Source organism: Dokdonella sp. (assembly GCF_044227025.1).
Taxonomy (GTDB): domain Bacteria; phylum Pseudomonadota; class Gammaproteobacteria; order Xanthomonadales; family Rhodanobacteraceae; genus Dokdonella_A.
Genome location: NZ_JBGAFX010000004.1, coordinates 353,746 through 371,766, shown reverse-complemented (window position 1 = coordinate 371,766; position 18,021 = coordinate 353,746). Strand labels below are relative to the sequence as shown.

20 protein-coding genes are annotated in these 18,021 nt (G+C 67.1%); 3 read left to right on the top strand and 17 right to left on the bottom strand.

The annotated features are described in order from the left end of the window. Positions 1–58: 58 nt before the first annotated feature. Positions 59–1,006: a 2OG-Fe(II) oxygenase gene (locus ACILRJ_RS12085; RefSeq protein WP_395683437.1), complete on the bottom strand. Its 948-nt coding sequence runs from the start codon at positions 1,004–1,006 to the stop codon at positions 59–61. A gap of 8 nt (positions 1,007–1,014) precedes the next feature. Between ACILRJ_RS12085 and ACILRJ_RS12080 the strand changes: the two genes are divergently transcribed. Beyond that, positions 1,015–1,935: a class I SAM-dependent methyltransferase gene (locus ACILRJ_RS12080; protein WP_395683524.1), complete on the top strand. Its 921-nt coding sequence runs from the start codon at positions 1,015–1,017 to the stop codon at positions 1,933–1,935. A gap of 344 nt (positions 1,936–2,279) precedes the next feature. On the opposite strand, the gene ptsP is transcribed toward ACILRJ_RS12080, so the two are convergent. The 13 genes from ptsP to ACILRJ_RS12015 form a co-directional block, all read right to left on the bottom strand. Then, positions 2,280–4,019 (bottom strand): phosphoenolpyruvate--protein phosphotransferase, encoded by a 1,740-nt coding sequence (ptsP, locus tag ACILRJ_RS12075; RefSeq protein WP_395683436.1) that lies wholly within the window; start codon positions 4,017–4,019, stop codon positions 2,280–2,282. 242 nt (positions 4,020–4,261) lie between these two features. Continuing rightward, entirely contained in the window at positions 4,262–4,531 is a 270-nt protein-coding gene (locus ACILRJ_RS12070) for an HPr family phosphocarrier protein (RefSeq protein ID WP_395683435.1), read from the bottom strand. A gap of 75 nt (positions 4,532–4,606) precedes the next feature. Then, positions 4,607–4,999, bottom strand: coding sequence for a PTS sugar transporter subunit IIA (locus tag ACILRJ_RS12065; RefSeq protein ID WP_395683434.1), 393 nt, complete (start codon positions 4,997–4,999; stop codon positions 4,607–4,609). A 19-nt stretch (positions 5,000–5,018) separates the two neighbouring features. Next, positions 5,019–5,924, bottom strand: a complete 906-nt coding sequence (rapZ, locus tag ACILRJ_RS12060; protein ID WP_395683433.1) for an RNase adapter RapZ — start codon at positions 5,922–5,924, stop codon at positions 5,019–5,021. Beyond that, positions 5,918–6,871, bottom strand: coding sequence for an HPr(Ser) kinase/phosphatase (gene hprK / locus ACILRJ_RS12055; protein WP_395683432.1), 954 nt, complete (start codon positions 6,869–6,871; stop codon positions 5,918–5,920). Before hprK ends, rapZ begins: the two co-directional genes overlap by 7 nt. 361 nt (positions 6,872–7,232) lie before the next feature. Further along, a complete protein-coding gene (locus ACILRJ_RS12050; RefSeq protein WP_395683431.1) occupies positions 7,233–7,688 on the bottom strand; it encodes a PTS sugar transporter subunit IIA in 456 nt (151 codons plus the stop codon). Between the two features lie 28 nt (positions 7,689–7,716). After that, complete coding sequence (gene hpf, locus ACILRJ_RS12045; RefSeq protein ID WP_395683430.1) at positions 7,717–8,037, bottom strand: ribosome hibernation-promoting factor, HPF/YfiA family; 321 nt, start codon at positions 8,035–8,037, stop codon at positions 7,717–7,719. A 176-nt stretch (positions 8,038–8,213) separates the two neighbouring features. Continuing rightward, the gene (locus ACILRJ_RS12040) at positions 8,214–9,620 is read right to left on the bottom strand and encodes an RNA polymerase factor sigma-54 (protein WP_395683429.1); all 1,407 of its coding nucleotides are present in this window, start codon (positions 9,618–9,620) and stop codon (positions 8,214–8,216) included. A gap of 124 nt (positions 9,621–9,744) precedes the next feature. Then, the gene (lptB, locus tag ACILRJ_RS12035) at positions 9,745–10,464 is read right to left on the bottom strand and encodes an LPS export ABC transporter ATP-binding protein (protein WP_395683428.1); all 720 of its coding nucleotides are present in this window, start codon (positions 10,462–10,464) and stop codon (positions 9,745–9,747) included. After that, positions 10,464–11,051, bottom strand: a complete 588-nt coding sequence (gene lptA / locus ACILRJ_RS12030) for a lipopolysaccharide transport periplasmic protein LptA (RefSeq protein WP_395683427.1) — start codon at positions 11,049–11,051, stop codon at positions 10,464–10,466. Before lptA ends, lptB begins: the two co-directional genes overlap by 1 nt. After that, on the bottom strand, positions 11,029–11,613 hold the full coding sequence (gene lptC / locus ACILRJ_RS12025) for an LPS export ABC transporter periplasmic protein LptC (protein WP_395683426.1): 585 nt from the start codon (positions 11,611–11,613) through the stop codon (positions 11,029–11,031). Before lptC ends, lptA begins: the two co-directional genes overlap by 23 nt. 10 nt (positions 11,614–11,623) lie before the next feature. After that, the gene (locus ACILRJ_RS12020) at positions 11,624–12,166 is read right to left on the bottom strand and encodes a KdsC family phosphatase (protein ID WP_395683425.1); all 543 of its coding nucleotides are present in this window, start codon (positions 12,164–12,166) and stop codon (positions 11,624–11,626) included. Positions 12,167–12,288: 122 nt separating this feature from the next. Continuing rightward, complete coding sequence (locus ACILRJ_RS12015) at positions 12,289–13,317, bottom strand: KpsF/GutQ family sugar-phosphate isomerase (protein ID WP_395683424.1); 1,029 nt, start codon at positions 13,315–13,317, stop codon at positions 12,289–12,291. 210 nt (positions 13,318–13,527) lie between these two features. On the opposite strand from ACILRJ_RS12015, the gene ACILRJ_RS12010 reads away from it, so the two are divergent. Both ACILRJ_RS12010 and murA read left to right on the top strand, forming a co-directional pair. After that, complete coding sequence (locus ACILRJ_RS12010; RefSeq protein WP_395683423.1) at positions 13,528–13,764, top strand: BolA family protein; 237 nt, start codon at positions 13,528–13,530, stop codon at positions 13,762–13,764. Between the two features lie 126 nt (positions 13,765–13,890). Then, positions 13,891–15,150: a UDP-N-acetylglucosamine 1-carboxyvinyltransferase gene (gene murA / locus ACILRJ_RS12005; RefSeq protein ID WP_395683422.1), complete on the top strand. Its 1,260-nt coding sequence runs from the start codon at positions 13,891–13,893 to the stop codon at positions 15,148–15,150. A gap of 302 nt (positions 15,151–15,452) precedes the next feature. On the opposite strand, the gene ACILRJ_RS12000 is transcribed toward murA, so the two are convergent. The 3 genes from ACILRJ_RS12000 to ACILRJ_RS11990 all read right to left on the bottom strand — a co-directional run bounded on the left by ACILRJ_RS12000 (position 15,453) and on the right by ACILRJ_RS11990 (position 17,965). Beyond that, positions 15,453–16,553, bottom strand: a complete 1,101-nt coding sequence (locus ACILRJ_RS12000; RefSeq protein ID WP_395683421.1) for a hypothetical protein — start codon at positions 16,551–16,553, stop codon at positions 15,453–15,455. Next, positions 16,537–17,082 carry a hypothetical protein gene (locus ACILRJ_RS11995; RefSeq protein WP_395683420.1) on the bottom strand — a complete coding sequence of 182 codons (546 nt, stop codon included), beginning with the start codon at positions 17,080–17,082 and terminating at the stop codon, positions 16,537–16,539. The genes ACILRJ_RS12000 and ACILRJ_RS11995 overlap by 17 nt, the downstream gene beginning before the upstream one ends. A 160-nt stretch (positions 17,083–17,242) precedes the next feature. Continuing rightward, complete coding sequence (locus tag ACILRJ_RS11990; protein ID WP_395683419.1) at positions 17,243–17,965, bottom strand: DUF3108 domain-containing protein; 723 nt, start codon at positions 17,963–17,965, stop codon at positions 17,243–17,245. Positions 17,966–18,021 lie beyond the last annotated feature (56 nt).

Here is an 18,021-nt window from a genome sequence, read left to right as displayed (position 1 = left end):
TCGTCGAAGGGGCGAATTCAGGGATGCAGGGGAGCGGAGCGCGGGGGAGCGCGTTCCACTAGCGTTTCAGCCTCGCGGCCACGCGACGCAACAGGTAGCCCAGCCTTCCGATCACGCCGGTGCGAAGCGCCGCGTTCGCAGTCTGGAGTTGGCGGGTCATTTCCTGCAGGTCACGGTACAAACGTTGGTTGTGCTGGTCGCGTCGCGCGAGCAGCACGCGCAGTTCCTCGACGTCGTGCTCGCCCAGGGTAAGTCCCGCGCGAAAGCGTTCCGGCAACGGGCGGTCGACATAGATGGTCGAATGGGTATCGGCGAGTTCTTCGCTCGGGCGGTCGCGCGTGTAGAAGTAGAGTGCTATCGATTTGCGCGTGCGCGAGCGCTGCTCCGCTGGCAGCGCGATGGGCGGGAATGCATGCCAGCTCCATTCGGTCGTCTCGAAGATCACGCAGCGGTTGTAGAGAGGGGTGATCACGGTCACGCGATCGTCGGGCGAGCGCGGATCGGAGTGCAGTTCCAGCGATCCGCCCCAGGCATCGTTCCATGCGTCGTTGAAGTAGACGATAAGGTTGAGCCTGCGATGCCAACCCTCGCTCGGGTGCCGGTTGAAATCGACGTGCGCATCCAGATCCTGTCCCTGCCGGCTTTCATGCGTCCCGCCACCGAAATAGTCCGGGTCGTAGAGCAGGTCGGGGATGCCGGTGATGCGGCCGACCAGGTCGAGGAATTCGCGCGACTGGATCAGGTCGTCGAGCGCTGCATAGGGTGCGCCGAGTCCCCGGATCCGTTCGATCGTGGACTTGCCGCCGAGGTCGCCGGCTTCATTGCGGGCGTTGCCGCGCTCGAACGGCGGAAATGCCGCGAGCAGCGCGGCAGCGTAATCGGGCGCAAGGAAGTCATCGATGACGACGTGGCGGAACGGTTCGCGCTTCGCGAACGCAGCGGCGTGGCGTTCGACGTCTGCGAGCGTCCCGGGCGCGACGAAGTCGACGAGGTTGGGTGCATTCATGGGCGCGAATGATGCCACGTAGACGCGGCAAGAAGTCCGCCGCAGCTTGTTCGGGCGTTCTCCCAGGCATTAGGCTTGCGCGAGCGCGATCCGTACCTCGCGAACCGGCCCCGCATCCGCGCATGACACTACCGACACTGGCGCAATCCCTGGAGCTGTTCCGGAGAAACGGCGGCACCGCCGAGCCCTACTTGTGCCACCACTGGCCCCGGTTCGTACGAACCCGCGAGGAGATCGAACGGACGAGGCCGCTGGTGGCGGGCACGAAGGTGCTGGACATCGGCGCGCACTGGCTGCACCAGACGTCGATCTATGCCTACGAAGGCATGCACGTCGCGGCGATGGACCTGCCGGATACGCTCGCGCTGCCTGATGTCATCGCAGCTGCCGCCGAGCTCGGCATCAGTCTGCACTGCAACGACAGCCTCGAACGGATTACCGCACTGCAGGCGTTTCCGGACGACCACTTCGAACTGGTTCTGTTCACCGAGGTCGTCGAGCACATCACGTTCAACCCCGTGGCGATGTGGCGCGAGATCTTCCGCGTCACGCGACCGGGCGGGCGCATCGTGGTCACGACCCCGAACTACTACGCGCTGCGTGGACGCTTCTGGAGCGTACGCAGACTGCTCGCCCGCTACGGCGGCGGTCTGGATGTTTCCGACATCGTGAACCTTCGCACCTACGCACATCATTGGAAGGAGTACTCGATGCGCGAGCTGATCCAGTATTTCCGGCTGCTCTCGCCCGACTTCCGCTGCATCAAGGCCGTCTACACCGAGGAATCCCCGCCGGCGCAGCCGCAGGCGGTTTCAAGGCATGTCGCGCTTGCGATCGAGAAGTGGTTGCCCCTTCTGCGCCCGGCATTGCATGTCGAGCTGGAGCTTGCAAGGAAGGCGCACGGCATCGTGGTCGAGCCGCATTGGTAGATCCTCGGCGGATTCGCGAGAGGCAGTGTTTCGACTCCGCGGAACTCGGTTCCGCTGCGCTCAACACGAACGGCCTTGGGCAGGAATGGCGACTCCGAACTTCGTTCCGCTGGGCTCGACACGAACGGCTTTCTGGTCGGGTTCAAAGAATCCGTTCGCTCTGAGCGCAGCGCCGGAGGCGCGCAGTCGAAGAGCACAGCGTGCGCGGCAGGCTGGTGTTTCGACTCCGCGGAACTTCGTTCCGCTGCGCTCAACACGAACGGTCTTGGGCAGGAATGGCTACTCCGAACTTCGTTCCGCTGCGCTCAACACGAACGGCTTTGGGCAGGAATGGCGGGATTCGCCTACCCTTGCGCAGCCGCCATCCGTGCGAGCACGCGATCGATGCGCGCGCGGGTGGGCGCGCCCAGCAGCGCCTTGGCATGGGCGCGCAGTCCGGCGCTGTCGAGGCTGCCGATGGCCTCGCGGATTTCCAGCAGCACGCCCGGGTGCATGCTGAAGTCGGTCAGGCCGAGGGCGAGCAGCAGGGCGGTGTAACGCGGGTCGCCCGCCATTTCACCGCACAGGGTGACGCGGCGTTTCGCGCGTTGCGCGGTGGTGATCGTCTGCGCGAGCAGTTTCAGCACGGCCGGGTGCAGCGGGTCGTACAGGTTTGCGAGGTGGTCGTTGTTGCGATCGACCGCGAGCGTGTACTGCACCAGGTCGTTGGTGCCGATCGAGATGAAATCGAGTTCACGGATCATGCCCGGCAAGGCGATCGCCGCGGCCGGTACCTCGATCATTGCACCGAGCTCGACGTTGTCGGCGATCTCGTGGCCGGCAGAGCGCAGGTCGCGCGCGCATTCCTTCAGCATGCGCCGCACGCTGGTCATTTCCTCCGCCGCCGACACCATCGGCACCAGCACGCGCACCGGGCCGTAGGCGGACGCGCGCAGCATCGCGCGCAACTGGGTCGTCATCAGTTGCGGGTGGCGCAGCGACAGGCGCACGCCGCGCACGCCGAGTGCGGGGTTCTCCTCGTCGTCGAGCACGAGGCCGCTCGAGTCGGCCTTGTCGGCGCCGAGGTCGAGCGTGCGGATCGTCACCGGCAGCCCGCCCATGCCGAGCACGAGGTCGCGATAGACGAGGAACTGCTCGTCCTCGTGCGGCAGTTCCTTGCGTTGCAGGAACATGAACTCGGTGCGATACAGGCCGATGCCGGCGGCGCCGCAGGTGCGCGCCTGCGCGATGTCGGCGGCTGATTCGGCGTTTGCATGCAGTGCGATCGCGACGCCATCGCGGGTACGCGTGTCGGCGTCGCGCAACAGCGCGAGGCGCTTGCCCTGCTGCACGAAGTCGCGCTGCCACGCGCGGTAGCGCGCGAGGTCCTGCGCGGTCGGATGCACCACGACCTCGCCATGCTCGCCGTCGATCAGGAGCAGGTCGTCGTCCTGGATGCGTGCGAGCGCGTCGTGCGTGGCGACCAGCATCGGCAGCCGCAGCGAGCGGGCAAGGATCGCGCTGTGCGAGACCTGGCTGCCCGAGGTGAGCACGAATCCGAGCACGCCATGCTCGGCCAGCGGAACGAGTTCCGAAGGTGCGACCGTGTCGCTGACGAGGATCTCGCCGACGCGCGAGGCGAGCTGGCGTTCGGCGCGACTCGATTCGCGCGAGAGCCCGGCCTGCACGCGCGCGATGACGTGGCCGACGTCCTCCTTGCGGCTGCGCAGGTAAGGGTCGTCCATCGCCTCGAACACGGCGACGAGGCGGTCCTTTTGCATCTTCAACGCCGCGCTGGCGCGGTAGCGACCCCGGCGGATGAGGTCGTACAGGCCGCTGGTCAATTCGCGATCGGCCAGCATCAGGCTGTGCGCGTCGATGAACTCGGCGACTTCGCGCGCCATCGCGCCGTGCACCTTCTCGCGCAGCACCGCGAGTTCCTCGCGTGCGGCCGCGATCGCCTGCTTGAGCCGATCGACCTCCGCTTCCACGTCCGCTTCGGCCAGCGGACGGTCGTCGACGAGGAAGCGGCTCGGTTGTTCGAGGCGTGCGCGACCGAGCGCCATTCCGCGCGAAGCGCCGCCGCCGGTCAGTACGAGTCGCACGCGCTTGCTGGCCTCCGTGTTTCGTGTTGCTGCCACCCGTTGCTGCAGGGTCGCCCTGGTCGCCGCTCCGCAGCGGAAGGCGCAATGCCGAGACTACAACCTATCCCGAATCGGAACCGTGCGTGCCGAGCGTAGCGGAACGAAGTTCCGCGCAGTCGAAACACCGGAAAAGCCACGCATTTCGTGCCTTTCGACCACGCGACTTCGGGGCTCCGCCCGGAGCGAACGGCCGGTTGCAGGCCCTACTGCCCCTCGTCGAACTTGCGCTCGAACAGGTCCACCATCGCGTTCATCGCGGCTTCCTCGTCGGCACCCTCGGTACGCAGTTTCAGCGGCGTGCCGAGACCCGCGGCGAGCATCATCACGCCCATGATGCTCTTGGCGTTGACCTCCTTGCCCCGGCAGGCGATGTACGCGCTCGCCTGGAAGCCATGCAGGACCTGCACGAGCTTGGCCGAGGCGCGCGCGTGCAAGCCGAGCTTGTTGCTGATGGTGATTTCCTTTTCGAGCATGGGATTCCTGGAGCAGGGCCTGGGGCCGGATGGCGGGACTCGCCGTTGCGCGGCTCGACCCGCCCTATGCGATGATCACGGATTATCCACCACGATGCCGCCGCGGCCGCCGCTGGCGGCGGTCTGCGCGAGCTCGTCGAGCGATTGTTCCGGGTAGTTGAGGACACGCAACAGCATCGGCAGGTTCAATCCGGACACGCAATGCATGCGCACGCCGAGATCGGGCAGGCGCTGGGCGATGTTGCAGGGCGTGGCGCCGTACAGGTCCGACAGCACCAGCACGCCGTCGCCGTGGTCGAGTCCGCGCGCATTCGCCGCAGCCGCGCGCAGCATCTGGTCTGGGTCGGCATTGGCGCCGACTTCCTGCACCTCCACCGGCAGCGGCAGGCGGCCGAGCACGTGGCGCGCCGCGTTGACCAGCGCCGCGCCCATCGACTCATGCGTCATCAGCAGTACGCCGACGCTCATTGGCACGCTCCGACTTCCATCACTCCATCTCCCGATGGTAGGTCAACACTTGCGCGTGGCGTTCGCGCAATTGCTCGGCCAGGCGTTCGGCAAGATACACCGAACGGTGGCGGCCGCCGGTGCAGCCGATGCAGATCGTCACATAGCTGCGGCCATCGACCTCGAAGTGCGGCAGCCAGCGTTCGAGCAGGTTGCGCACGTCGTCGCCGAATTCGATCACTTCCGGTCGGCTTTCGAGCCATTCGCGCACCGGCGCATCCTTGCCCGACAGCGGCCGCAGCTTCGCGTCCCAGTGCGGGTTCGGCAGGCAGCGGGCGTCGAACACGAAGTCGGCGTCGGTCGGCACGCCGCGGCGGTACGCGAACGATTCGAACAGCAGGGTCATCGCGCCGGGCGTGAGACCCATTTCGGTGATCACGAGGCGGCGCAGCTGGTGCACGTTGAGGTCGCTGGTGTCGACGACGCGGTCGGCCAGCGCGAGCATCGGCTTGAGCAGGCGGCGTTCCTCGGCGATCGCTTCGGCCAGGCCGAGGCCGTCGCCGGACAGCGGATGGCGACGGCGCGTTTCCGAGTAACGCTTGATCAGCACGTCGTCGCGCGTGTCGAGGAACACCACCCGGTAATCCAGGTCCGCACGCGCGAGCTCGGCGAGGATCTGCGGCAGGCGGTTGAGGTTCTCGGCGCGGTTGCGCACGTCGACGCCGACCGCGAGGCGGTGGTGCCCGCCGGTCGATTGCGCGATCGCCTGCACGAACGCCGGCATCAAGGCGGCCGGCAGGTTGTCGACGCAGTAGTAGCCGAGGTCCTCGAGCGTGCGCAGGGCGACGGTCTTGCCGGAGCCGGATAGGCCGCTGACGACGATCAGCTGGTCGTTCCCGCTGCCGTTGTCCGAGCCGCCGTTTGCGTTCCCGGCGCGCTCTACCATGGCGGCAGGCGGCGCATCTGGTGCGCCTGGCGATCGATGAAGGTCTGTGCCGGATCGAAGCCCTTGCTCTTCAGCATGTGGCTGCGCACGGCGGCCTCGGCCAGCACCGCGATGTTGCGTCCCGGCGCGACCGGAATCGTGATCTGCGGTACGTGCACGTCGAGCACCTCGCGGTAGCCGACATCTCCGGTCAGGCGCGTCATCGCATCGCCCGGCGGTGCGTCGAGTTTCTGTGGCTTGAGGTGCACGATGAGGCGCAGGTATTTCGACGGCTTGACCGCGGTATGGCCGAACATCTCGCGCACGTTGAGCACGCCGAGGCCGCGCACTTCGAGCAGGTCGCGCAGCATCTCGGGGCAGGTGCCGTCAATGACGTCGGGTGCGATCAGGGTGAACTCGGGTGCGTCGTCGGCGACCAGGCGATGGCCGCGCGTGAGCAGTTCCAGCGCGAGCTCGCTCTTGCCGGTGCCGCTCTCGCCGGTGATCAGCACGCCAATCGAATACACCTCCATCAGCACGCCGTGCAACGTGACCTGCCGCGCGAGATTGCGCGCGAGCTGGTATTGCAAATAGGTGAGCAGCTCATGGCCGCGCTTCGGGCTGTGCCAGAGCGGTGTGTTCGATTCCTCCGCGGCCTGGCGCAGGTCGGCCGGGATTGCCTGGTCCTTGGTGACGAGCAGGGCGGTCGGCTGGTAGGCGACGATCTTCTCGACCGTCTCCCAGCGCTGGCGCGAGTCGAGGCCGTCGAGGTAGTTGAGTTCCTCGGTGCCGATGATCTGCACCTTGTTCGGATAGATGATGTTGAGGTAGCCGACCAGCGAGGGACGCCGTTCCAGATGGCCGCCGGTTTCGATCGCGCGGTTCTCGCCGCGCAGGCCTGCGACCCAGCGCAACGCGAGGCGCTCGCCGACCGCGTCGAACAATTGACGTGCGGTCAGGCGGTCCATGCGTGGGGCAGGGTCGAGGGCTGAGGGCTGGGGGCCATGGCGGCTGGCGAGGTCGAGGCGACGAGGAAGTGTAAGGCATCCCGGACCGGAAGCTCCGCAGGGCGGTACGCGCCCAGTGCGTGCCGCCGGCCGGGCTGTCGCGGTGTGCGGCGGGACTCGCGCTTCGCGCTCGACCCGCCGTACGAGTACCGCAGGCCATCGTTGAGCACGGTACGGGCGCGGGAGCATCCGGAGCCTCGCGCGGCGCGCTGGTGAGCTCCGTAGGGCGGTACGCGCGAAGCGCGTGCCGCCGGCCGCGCTGTCGCGGTGTGTGGCGGGACTCGCGCTTCGCGCTCGACCCGCCCTGCGAGATCGACCCGCCCTACGACGGGTGCCGAAGACCGCCCTCAAGCACGGTGCGCAACGCCGGGGCATCCGGCGCCTCGCGCAGGGCACTGGTCAGCGCGGAGTCGGAGAAAAGCTCGGCCAGCTCGGCCAGCAGCTTCAGGTGCTGGTCGGTGAAATGCGCCGGGACGAGCAGGGCGGCGACGAGGTCGACGGGTTTTCCGTCGTCGGCGCCGAAGTCGATCGGCTCGGCGAGGCGCACGAACGCGGCGCGTGCTTCGCTGATCTTCGCGCTGCGGCCATGCGGGATCGCGACGCCGTGTCCAAGGCCGGTGCTGCCGAGGCGTTCGCGCGCGGCCAGCGCATCGCGCGCGATGCTGGCGTCGCCCTCGGCGGCGAGGATGCTCGCAAGCCGATCGATCAGACCGGCCTTGTCACGCGCGTCAAGGCCGGTCCGCACCCGCTCTGCGGGCAGCAAATCGAGGAAAGGCATGGGCGGGTGCGGGGTCCCTGCGGAAACGTCAACTGTAGCGCGTTGCGCGCACCGCGTCCGCGTGGTGGTCGGTCAGCTTTTCCTTGTGCTTGCGCAGCTGCGTTTCGACCTTGTCGACGAGCGCATCGATCGCCGCATACATGTCGGGCGCGGTGGCATCCGCGTGCAGGGTCTTGCCGGACAACTGCATCGTGACTTCGGCCTTGTGCAGCAGTTTCTCGATGCCGAGTACGACCGTGACGTCATGCAACTGGTCGAAGACGCGCGTGACGCGTTCGAACTTGCCGGCGGCGTAATCGCGCAACGCCGTGGTGACTTCGACCTGGTGACCCTTGACATTGATCTGCATGACTGGATTCCTCGCTGGACGGGCGCGGCAACGGCCGGCCCTGGATCGATCGCCGCATGCCGCGCCGGGTGCGCGGATTGCGGTTCCCACTACTTCGACAAGCGATCGCCGGGTGCGTTCCCTCCTGCCGTTGCGCGATTGTGTGTGGCAATACGATAGATGGTGGCGCGTCCTCCTCATCCAAGTCGGCTGCGGTCGTTCGACGAGGGGATGTTCATCGCCTCGCGATATTTCGCCACGGTGCGCCGCGCGACGTTGATGCCACGCCGATTCAGCTCGGTCGCGAGTACCTGGTCCGACAGCGGGCGTGCGTTTTTCTCCTCGTCGATGAGGCGGCGGATCATCGCCTGGATCGCGGTCGCCGATGCCGCGCCACCATCGACGGTGGTCACGCCGCTGGAGAAGAAATACTTGAACTCGAACGTGCCGCGCGGGGTGTGCAGGAACTTGCGCGTGGTGACGCGGCTGATCGTCGATTCGTGCATGCCGATTTCGTCGGCGACGTCCTTCAGCACCAGCGGGCGCATCGCTTCGGGGCCGAATTCGAGGAATGCCTCCTGCGCGCGCACGATCGCGCTGGCGACCTTGAGCATGGTTTCGGCGCGCGTCTTCAGGCTCTTGATCAGCCAGCGCGCTTCCTGCAGCTGGCCCTTGAGGTAGTTCGCGTCCTCGCGGCGCGCCTTTGCGATCAGGCTGGCGTAGTGCTCGTTGATGCCGAGCCGCGGCTGGCAGCCGGGCGCGAGTGCGACCTGCCAGCGGCCGCCGACCTTGCGCGCGTACGCATCCGGCGCGACGTACTCGGCGGTGGCATTGGAGTAGCTGCCGCCGGGTTTGGGTTGCAGCGAGCGGATCAGCGCGAGCGCGGTTTCGAATTCCGCCTCGTCGGTCTGCAGGCGCTGGCAGATGCGCGTGCGATCGTGGCGGGCGAGTGCTTCGAGATGGTCGGCGACGAGGATCTGCGCCAGCGAAAGCCCCGGCGTGGTCACGTCGAACGCATCCAGTTGCACGGCGAGGCATTCGCGCAGGTTGCGGCTGGCCACGCCGACCGGATCGAAGTGCTGCACGCGATGGCGCACCGATTCGATTTCCTCCGCCGTCACCGTGAACAGCGACGCGAGTGCGCCGATGATCGTTTCGTCGCTCTCGATCAGGTAGCCGTCGTCGTCGATCGCCTCGATGATCGCGGTCGCGATCGCGCGGTCGCGGCCCGCCATCGGGGTCAGGTTGAGCTGCCACAGCAGGTGGTCGCGCAGGTCCTCGATTTCCGCGTCCTGCGGTTCGAGGCCGTCCTCGTCGAGCGCGGTGCCGCGGTAGTCGCTGCGGTCGAGTTCAAGGTCGAGCGGCTGGTCGTCGAATTCGCTGTCGACGGACGGATCCGGTTCCGTTTCCGCCGCATCGGGAACTTCCTCGCCTTCTTCGCCTTCCGAACCGTCCTCGAGGTCGAGCAGGGGGTTGGATTCGAGTGCGGTATTGAGCTCCAGCTCCAGCTCCATGCGCGATAGCTGCAGCAGCCGGATGGCTTGCTGCAGTTGCGGTGTCAGGGCCAGCGACTGGCCGAGACGGAGTTGCAGAGCGGGTTTCATGCCGAAAACGTGCCAACAGCCGTTTGAACCCATCCTAGCGCCAAAAATCGCCGTCGGGCAGGGCTTGACGGGGCGGCACAACAGGCGGACCCTCGCCGGGTTCGCCCCGGCCGTCCGCGCCCGCTCACATGCGGAATTCGCGCCCCAGGTAGACCTCGCGCACCTGTTCGTTGGCGAGAATTTCCGCCGGCGTGCCCTGCGCCAGCACCGACCCCTCGCTCATGATGTAGGCGCGCTCGCAGATGCCGAGCGTCTCGCGCACGTTGTGGTCGGTGATCAGGATGCCGATGCCGCGCGATTTGAGCTGGCGCACGATGCGCTGGATGTCGACCACCGAGATCGGATCGATGCCGGCGAACGGTTCGTCGAGCAGCATGTAGCGCGGCTTGGCCGCGAGTGCGCGCGCAATCTCGACGCGTCGCCGCTCCCCGCCGGACAGGCTGACACCGTTCTGCCCGGCGATGTGCCCGATCTGCAGGTCGTCGATCAGGGCTTCCAGTTCGGCCTGGCGGCCCTTCTCGTCGAGGTCGCCTCGCAGTTCGAGGATCGCGAGGATGTTGTCGGCGACGCTGAGGCGGCGGAACACCGATGGTTCCTGCGGCAGGTAGCCGACGCCGAGGCGCGCGCGCGCGTGCATCGGCAATCCGGTTACCTCGTGTTCGTCGATGCGGATCGAGCCGTTCTCGGCCGCGACGAGGCCGACGATCATGTAGAACGAGGTGGTCTTGCCGGCGCCGTTCGGACCGAGCAGGCCGACGATCTCGCCCTCGCGCAGGTGGAACGCGAAGTCGCGCACGACCGCGCGTCCGCGAAAGCTCTTGCGCAGGCCGTGGGCGCTCAGCATCAGCGCGGATTGCCCTTGGCGTCGGTCGCGCCGGCGTCGCTTGCCTTGCCGTCGCCGGCCGCCTTTGCCTTCGGCTGCATGATGATGTGCACGCGGCTGCCGGCGTTGGTGTCGCCGCTTTCCATCTCGCCGGTGTTGGTGTTGTAGGTCATCTTCTCGCCGTGGAACTCGCCGCGGCCCGCCTGCACCACCTTCACGTTGCCGGTCAGCACCGCCACGCTGGTGTCGTTGTTGAAGTCGATCTGGTCGGCGTCGGCGGTCATAAGGCCGCCGCCTTCCTGGCGCTGCTCGACGTGCGCCTGCTTGCCGGTCATCACCACGCGCTGAACGTCGCCGTTCGCCTTCTGGTGGATCGTCGCCTCGGCCGCGTTCGCCTTCATCGTGCCCTGCACGACGCGCACGTTGCCGCGCAGGTAGGTGGTGCCGGGCTGCTTGTCCTTGCCCTGGTTGATCTTCGAGTAGTCGGCCGTCACGTCCATCGGCTTGTCGCGGTCGTTGCCGAGCGCGTGCGCCGCGGGCGCCGCGAGGCAGGCGAGCAACAGCGCGGCGCAACGCAGGCGGCGCTCACTGCGCGCCATCGCGCGCATGTCTGGACTGCAGGGTCGAGCTGACATCGGACAGGAGCTCCAGGGTCTTTTCGTTGAGGTCGCCACGCATGCCGGTGCCGCGCAGTATAGAACCGGGCTGGGTGATCGTTGCCGCGGCAGCGGTTTCCATCGTCTTCTTTTTCGGGTACGTGGTGAGGTCGCGCGTCACGACGTCGATCGGATCCTCCTGGGCCTCGGCTGCGCGATGCATCTCGACGTGGCCAAGCAGTTTCATCACCTCGCCTTCCTTGTCGACCCAGGCCGAATCGGACTTGCCGTTCCATGGATGACCACCGCCGTCGACGAGCAGGTAGTCGGGCGCATCGACGAAGATCGAGCCGTCGTCGCCGCGCCGCGACAGGCGCGGGCCACTGACGCGGAACGTGCGCTTGCCGGCGGAATCGAGCGCGTCGAGCGTGAACTGTTCGAGCGTGTAGTCCGAGCGGGGTGGACCGGCGAAGGTCTGTGCGTCGGTGCGGTCGCGCGTGATCCACACAAGCAGTTCAGTGCCGGCCGCAAGGAGGGCGAGCAGCGCGAGGATCAACCAGTAGCGACGTTCCATCGCGGATGGCTCAGCCCAGGAACGCGGCGAGTTCCGCGTCGGCCTTGCCGTGCGCCGCAAGCAGCAGGTCGCACACCTCGCGCGCGGCGCCACTGCCGCCGGCGAGGCGCGTGCGCCAGTGCGCGCGCTCGCGCACCCACGGATGCGCATTCGCGACCGCGACCGCGAGCCCCGCCACCTGCATCGCCGCAAGGTCGGGCAGGTCGTCGCCGGTGTAGGCGACCTGATCCGGCGCCAGATGCAGCGCATCCAGCAATTGCGCCAGACAAGCGCGCTTGTCCTTCTGGTCCTGATAGACGTGCGCCACGCCGAGTTCGGCCATGCGCTCGGTGACGACGTGGCTCATGCGCGCGGTGATGACCGCGACCTCGATGCCGTTCGCCAGCAGGCGCTTGAAACCGAGGCCATCAAGCACGCTGAAAGACTTGATCTCGTGACCGTCCGCGGTGAAGTGCAGCTTGCCGTCGGTGAGCACGCCGTCGACGTCGAACACGGCGAGCTTGACGCGCGCGGCGCGTTCGCGGATGTCGGCGGGCAGGTCGGCAGGGAGCATGGGGGTCGAATGGAAATGGGGGATCGGGGAGGTTCAGGAGCAAAGGTGTGGCGACCAGCGCGGTTCACGCATCGGGTGGTGGCTTGTGCGATTCCCGATTCCCCATTCCGTATTCCCGGCTCTCAAACCACTCGAGCCCGCAACAAATCGTGGATGTTGAGCGCACCAACCACATGATTGTCCGCGTCGACGACCAACAGCGCATGAATCTTGTGCGCTTCCATCAGCTGCGCCGCCTCGACCGCCAGCTTGTCCGCCGTGATCGTCTTGGGCTGCGCGGTCATCAGGCGCGTGACCGGGGTCGTGCGCAGGTCGATGTCGTCGTCGTCGACCGCGCGGCGCAGGTCACCGTCGGTGAACACGCCGAGCAGGCGCTGATCGGCAGGATCGACGATCGCGGTCATGCCGAGGCCCTTGCGCGTCATCTCGACCAGCGCTTCGGTCAGGGTCACGTCCGGACCGACCGCGGGAATCTGTCCGTTGCTGTGCATGACGTCGCTGATCTTCAGCAGCAGTTGGCGGCCAAGGCTGCCGGCCGGATGCGAACGCGCGAAATCCTCGTCGGTGAAGCCGCGAGCTTCGAGCAGCGCGATCGCGAGGGCGTCGCCCATGACGAGCGCTGCGGTCGTCGACGAGGTCGGCGCGAGGCCGAGCGGGCACGCTTCGGCCGGCACGCTGGTATCGAGGTGCACGTCGGCGAGGCGCGCGAGCGAGGAGCCGTTGTTGCCGCTCATCGCGATCAGGGCGATGCCCTGCCGCTTGATCAGCGGCAGGATCGTCAGCAGTTCGTCGGTCTCGCCCGAGTTGGACAGCGCGAGCACGACGTCCTTCTGCGTGATCATGCCGAGGTCGCCGTGGCTGGCTTCGCCCGGATGCACGAAGAACGCGGGCGTACCGGTCGAGGCGAGCGTCGCGGCGATCTTGCGCGCGATATGGCCGGACTTGCCCATGCCCGACACGATCACCCGGCCGGCGCACTCGAACATCAGCTGGCAGGCGCGCAGGAAGTTCGCGTCGATGCGGCCGTGCAGCGCCTGGATCGCCTGCGCCTCGGTCGAGATGACGGCCTGCGCGCTGCGGATCAGCGCGGTCGCGTCGAGCAGCGGATTGCTCATGGGGCGGGTGGTGGCGGCGAGCATCTGGGCGTTCATAGTAGCCAGGTGGATGGCGGCACAAGCATGGAAAACATCGGTTTTTCTGCGCTGCCCAAGGATTTTGAGTACCATGCGCCGCCTCCATTGTAGCCGCTTCGCCCCGGGATGGGTCCCGGCGATCCGGCTACTGGACGGCCTTGGCGGCGCCAGCGTCGCAGGTGCGGGTTCCCCGCGGCCGTCTCCCCATCGCCCGAGGAAACGCAGCAAATGGACAGTTCCACCGTGCAGAATCTGATCCGGCAGGGCATGCCGGAGGCGACGGTCGAGGTCGTCGGACCCGATGGCGTGCATTTCGAGGCGCTGGTGGTCAGCCCGGCATTCGCCGGCAAGCTGCCGCTCGCGCGCCACCGCATGGTGTATGCGACGCTCGGTGACCTCATGGGCGGCGCGATCCACGCGCTGTCGCTGCGCACGCTCACGCCGGAAGAAGCCGCGCGCGGCTGAGCGGAAGCTTCTTCAAGAGTGCGGCCAGGACGGCCGCTTCATGTCCGGGCATGGAAGCCCGCGAAAGCATCGTGCGGCCAAGACGGCCGCTCTACATTCGGGCACGGAAGCCCGTCAGGAGAAACCGTGGCAAAGATTGTTATCAATGGTGGCCAGGCCCTCTACGGCGACGTGTGGATCTCCGGCGCGAAGAACGCAGTGCTGCCGATCCTCGCCTCGACCCTGCTTGCGGACGGGCCGGTCACGATCAGCAACGTTCCGCACCTGCATGACGTGACCACGACGATGGAACTGCTCGGCCAGATGGGCGTCGAGCTGGTCATCGACGAGCGCATGAAGATCCACGTCGATCCGCGTCCGGCCAAGCGCTATTTCGCGCCGTACGACCTGGTCAAGACGATGCGTGCGTCGATCCTCGTGCTGGGTCCGCTGGTCGCGCGTTTCGGCGAGGCGGTGGTGTCGCTGCCGGGCGGCTGTGCGATCGGCTCGCGCCCGGTCGACCTGCATCTCAAGGGCCTGCAGGCGCTCGGCGCCGAGGTCAGCGTCGAGAACGGGTACATCAAGGCGAAGGCGAAGCGCCTGAGGGGCGCACGCATCAACATGGACCTCGTCACCGTCACCGGTACCGAGAACCTCATGATGGCGGCGGCGCTCGCACATGGCACCACGATCATCGAGAACGCTGCGCAGGAGCCGGAGGTCGTCGATCTCGCGAACTGCCTCAACGCAATGGGTGCGAAGATCGGCGGCGCCGGCTCCGCGACGCTCGTCATCGAAGGCGTCGAGCGCCTGCACGGCACGACCTACGAAGTACTCCCCGACCGCATCGAGACCGGCACCTTCCTCGTCGCCGGCGCGATCACCGGCGGCAAGGTGATGACCAAGCACGCGCGCCCGAAGACGCTCGACGCGGTGTTGTCCAAGCTCGAGGATGCGGGCGCGCACATCTCCACCGGAGACGACTGGATCGAGCTCGACATGCGCGGACGCCGCCCGAAGGCCGTCAACATCACGACCGCACCCTATCCGGCGTTCCCGACCGACATGCAGGCGCAGTTCACTGCCCTCAACTGCGTCGCCGAAGGCGTCGGCATCATCACCGAGACGGTGTTCGAGAATCGCTTCATGCATGCGCTCGAACTGCAACGCCTCGGTGCCGACATCCAGATCGAGGGCAACAGCGCGATCATCAAGGGGGTCGCGAAGATGTCCGGCGCCCCGATGATGGCGACCGACCTGCGCGCGTCCGCGTCGCTGGTGCTCGCCGGCCTCGTCGCCGAGGGCGACACGCAGATCGACCGCATCTACCACATCGACCGCGGCTACGAGAACATCGAGGAGAAGCTCGGCGGGCTCGGCGCGCATATCCGGCGCCTGCCGGCGTAGGGTGACACTAGAAGCTGCGATCGCAACTCGGCGGCACGCGCTTCACGCGTACTGCCCTATGAAGGCATCAACGCATTGCGCAAAGTAGGGCGGGTCGAGCGCACGGCGCGAATCCCGCCCATCCGATCCCCTATTGCCGTTGGTCGTCGAAGCGGCGGCACGCGCGGCGCGCGTACCGCCCTACGAAGGCATCAACGCATCGCGCAAGCTAGGGCGGGTCGAGCGCGCAGCGCGAGTCCCGCCGAGTCCGAATTGCCGTCCGTAACCGACGAAGCGGCGGCACGCGCGATGTGCGTACCGCCCTACTGGATTTCGGCGGAGACGAGCTTGCCGCGCTGGTCGTATTCGACGTTGCCGTAGCCGCGCTCGTCCTCGATCTGGATGAACACGTGCGGCTTGCCGCAGAAGCCGCTGCGGTAGATCGCCACGTTCTTGATCGACGCCTGCGCCATCGGTGGAATCAACGCGGGCGCCCCGGCGATCAGCGCTGGCAACTGCGCGAGCGGGAAATCCGCCGTCGCGAACGGCTTGTTGCAGTCGAGCACCATCGTCTCGTCCTCGCGCCAGAGGCGGATCCCGCCATTCTCGGCGTCGACCAGCCAGGTCGCGACCTTCTTGCGGTTGTCGGGGCGGAACACGTCGACCGCGAGCTGGCTCGCGTCGATGCTGATGTGGCGGAACCCGAGCGGCGCGCCGACCTGCGCCTCGATGCGCGCGAGATCGGCGTCGATGCCACGCAGGAAATCGCGCGCGCGACCGTCGCCGGCGATGACTTTCTCTTCGGCCTTCGGCGCCGCAGCGGGTGGTTTGGCCGTGCCCGCGGCGAGCGTTTTCATGTCGAGCTTGACCCAGTCGCCGTCCTTCAGCTGGCGCGCCTTGGGCGAAGCGCCGTCCGGCGTCCAGGAGATCTCGAGCATCGTGTCGGAGTTCGCCTCCGAGGTCAGGAGCGCGCGCCAGCCGAACTGGTTGCAGAAGATGTCGGCGCCGAGCAGCACGTTCTCGGGCACCGTGTAGCCGTTCGCCGCGGCGATCGCGCGCGTCTGCACGAGCAGATGCGCGCCGGTGGCGAGGTCGAGCTGGGCGAACGGGATCTTCTTCTTGCAGTCGACCTCGCCGGCCTTCTTCGGCTTGCCTTCGGCCATCGGCTGGCCCGGCGCAGCTTCGAACACGTCGAACTCGTCGCTCGCGGCGGCGTCCTGCACCAGCGCCTCGGCGTAGTGTTCGCCGAACGTGAACGCGAGCACGTTGACCGGGCGCGCGATGCGCGCAGCAAACGCAGCCTTGAGCGCGGCCGGGTCGTCGAGCGGATGCGCCGGTGCGACCGGCCCTTCGGCGGCAACCGCCTGCAGCGCGCAGAGCACGCCGAGCACGAACGCGCTGCGCCCCTCAGTCCTTGTCGACATCGAGCACCTTCCCGCCGAGCGTGAATTCGACGCGTCCGTCGTGGCGCGCGGAATCGAGGTGGAACGTCCAGATCGGCGAGTCGGTCAGCGAAATGAATCCGCTCGAATCGCCGCGTTCGAGTTCGATCAGCACGACGCGTCCATCCGGCAGACCGAGCTTTGCGCGTGCGGTCGCGAGCATGTCGGGCAGGCGCGGGAAGTCGATCGTCGTGAGTTCGATCACGTGGTGGTCGAGCGCGGCAACCGACGGGTAGTGATCGAACTTGACCGGGATCGGTCCCTCGATCCTGCCCTGGTCGTATTCCCAGCTGTCGACGAGGTCGGGATGGGCCTGATTCTGGATCCACAGGTCGACCTTGCCGTCGCGATCCAATTCGAGCTTGTAGACCTTGACCGGCGCGCCGACCTTGTCGATCAACTGCTTGAGGAAGTCGGTCAGGTTCGGCCACGTGTAATCGGCAGGGGGTGTCTCGGCCCGCGCGGATGCGCAGGCGAGGCTGAATGCGAGCAGCAACAGGATTCTTGCCATGGCGATTCCCGGTCGTTCGTGGCGGGTGCGAGCATACGCCGCAGCCTTGAACGATGGAAACGGAGAACGGTGCGAAATCCGAACATCCGGCCGCGAAAAATCGCGAGTACCTGTGCGCGACCTGCGCCGACGATGCGTCGCGGCAGCCTTGCCGGCGAGGTCAGCGGTGGCTGGCTTCCCTGATCGAGGCCAGTTGCAAAGTCACCGTATCGCCCTTCTTTTCAGTCTGCTCGATCTGCACGGGCAGCCAGCCGAGCGACTCGGCGAACCAGCTGCGCGCGACGCGCTTGCGATCGGCGCCCGGTTCGCCGTCGCGCCGCATCAGCTGCGCCTTGTACGCGCCCGCCGGTACATGCAACGTCTCGACTGCGCCGCGCACGTAACGCATCGGCTCAATGCGATCCTTGACCGCGACCGGGTAGTCGAACGCGCTGGCACCGCGCACGAGGTCCGCGGCGAGCGCCAGCGTGACCGCCTGGCGGTCGATGATCTTCGCCGTGATCGGGTAGCGGAACGTCTGGCCGCCCTCGCTCACGCGCACTTCGTTCGCCGACCAGTCGAAGTCGGCATGGCGCGTGCGTTGCTTGAATGCGCCTTCCTGCTTGTAGTCGTAGACGAGCGCTTCAGGACGGCCGTCTTTCCAGCGGAAACGCGACGTTTCGACGATATGGATGCCGGCGAGCCGCGCCAGGCCCGAGGTACCGCGCGTTTCGCTGCGCAACGTCCAGCTGCCGTCGCCGTTGTCGCCGAAGTCGAGCATCGTGCGCCCGACCTCGTCGCCGTTGCGCAACGTCGCGTACTCGGCGTGGAACGGTTTGATGGCCGTGTCTGCGATGGCAGGCGCGGCAGCGAACAGGACGGTGGCGAAGAACAGGCTCTTCATGGCGCGGACCGGATAACGGGACGCCGCAGTATCGCCGCGTGTGCCTGAACGAAGCG